The organism is Microcoleus sp. C2D2 (assembly GCF_036702495.1).
Taxonomy (GTDB): Bacteria; Cyanobacteriota; Cyanobacteriia; order Cyanobacteriales; family Microcoleaceae; genus Microcoleus.
The window spans coordinates 1-1,702 of sequence record NZ_JAUBTO010000376.1 but is presented as its reverse complement, the minus strand read 5'-3'; the positions used below and the strand labels follow the sequence as shown (position 1 = coordinate 1,702).

General features: G+C 45.4%; 2 protein-coding genes. One reads left to right on the top strand and one right to left on the bottom strand.

Annotated elements, in window-relative coordinates; translation table 11 throughout:
• Window positions 1-108: 108 nt before the first annotated feature.
• Window positions 109-1,050 carry a DNA polymerase beta superfamily protein gene (locus QUB61_RS39315; RefSeq protein WP_333136875.1) on the bottom strand — a complete coding sequence of 314 codons (942 nt, stop codon included), beginning with the start codon at window positions 1,048-1,050 and terminating at the stop codon, window positions 109-111.
• A 360-nt stretch (window positions 1,051-1,410) separates the two neighbouring features.
• On the opposite strand from QUB61_RS39315, the gene QUB61_RS39310 reads away from it, so the two are divergent.
• Complete coding sequence (locus tag QUB61_RS39310) at window positions 1,411-1,638, top strand: hypothetical protein (protein WP_333136873.1); 228 nt, start codon at window positions 1,411-1,413, stop codon at window positions 1,636-1,638.
• Window positions 1,639-1,702: the final 64 nt, after the last annotated feature.

The window sequence follows — 1,702 nt, the reverse complement described above, 5'->3', positions numbered from 1 at the left end:
GGCTCTTCGGCCCATCCCACAAGAAAAAATAACTCTTGTGGGATGGGCCGAAGAGCCCGTCCTAGTTATTTTTGCAAGAGGTCTACCGATCTCGTAAACCCGCCCCTTTTAGCCGATCGCACCTCTACGAGATTTAATCAAAAACAGGTTCGCTTTCTCGTAATTAGGACGTTCCGGTAAGGAAGTTGCAGCAAAAGCGCGATCGAACTCACCGTGCAAGCTCAACCGCCAGCGGTTCACCTCTTCCCAGGATATTTCTTGGTTGCGGATAGATAAAAGTTGCGATCGATAGTCCTGCACCCGAACGGGTACAAACCCCTCCTTGAGCACAGTAATTCCTGACAGCAACAAGCGAATTAAGTGCATCGCGTGCTTCCAACGAATTTCCCCGGTATTGCGGAGGTCTTGCTCCATTTTTTTAAATTGAGACAAAACGTAGCTATTGTAAGTTTGATAAACCAATTGAGAAAGAAATATTTCCCTAATTTCGAGCAATTCTTGTGCTACAGGAGAAACTGTTTCTACTAAAGGCGTGTACAAACATTCTAGCACATTTGGATTAGCTTTTAGTGCCAAAACTAGAAACTTTTGCAGTTCCCAATAGCATTCCTGATTTTCCTTGTTTTCCAATTGTTCTGGAATGCCGTAAAGCGACCAATGAAGTATTGCAGGCGGCAGGTAAATCCCGCGTCTGTCTGTATCGGATTGCTCGTTATCAAGACCATAAGCTCGGGAACCAACAATGCAGCGGTAAATTACAGAATCATAGAGGTTGTATTCTGCAAGAAAATCTCCTCCTGACTGCAATCCTTCGCTCTGAAACTGCTTGCGGATGCTGAGTTCGTGCCGCCGCAGACTAACTTGTGTTCCGTCTGGGAGTTTGACTAAATATGCGTGGGAATTGTCCGTAGGCGATTGAACGATGACACCTACTAATCCCTGTTTCCAAGATTGGTCGCCGGCGGGGTTTTTGACCTCTATTTTGGTGACAATTTGGGTTCCTGCGGGTAGGATTAAGTTGAAATTTTGAGGAAGATTGGCATTTGCCATGAGGGAACCTCCTGCGGGGCACGAGCTACAATGTTAGTGTAGCATATGTGTAGTATAAAATAGGAGTTTTGGGCGATCGCGTCCCGCCCTCGCCCCTGCTACGGCAGTTTTGACCTTGTTGAACAGAGTCTAATTAATTATCAAGGAGGAATACCGCCAGCGGGTTGAGGGGAAAGTGTTGGAGATTGTGGAGACTCACCCGACAATTGCAGAAATTCGCCATCGGGAAGCAGTGACGGACTTGCAACTGGTGGCCTGAGAACGTACTCTGAGGCAATAGTTGCGTGGGGGAAACCTGCATTTTTCGGAGTCGAATATTCGCAAGACGTTTAATTGAAGGTTAATAGTTGATTATCGTTTATGCGAGAGTTGTTCGAGATTGAGGCATTGCCGGATTATCAGGAAGTGGTGGGGCGCTATTTTGAGGATTTTATTGCCCAGGGACAGTTTAACGCCAATCAGGTTCGGTTTTTAAAGGCGGTGCAGAATGTATTTTTGAAGAAGCGACAGTTGGAGTTCCGGATTTGTATGAGGCACCGTTGGATCAGTTTGGAGAAGATGCTGTGGAACGCTGGTTTAAGTAGTTAAGCAAAATTAATTACATAATTTTCTCCAAATTCTTTAAGTATTTTTTCCACACATGAAACAAGAG

What these genes read in the sequence shown, in the direction of transcription:
- QUB61_RS39315 (WP_333136875.1), bottom strand. Translation starts at nt 1,050, where the DNA reads ATGGCAAATGCCAATCTTCCTCAAAATTTCAACTTAATCCTACCCGCA.
- QUB61_RS39310 (WP_333136873.1), top strand. Translation starts at nt 1,411, where the DNA reads ATGCGAGAGTTGTTCGAGATTGAGGCATTGCCGGATTATCAGGAAGTG.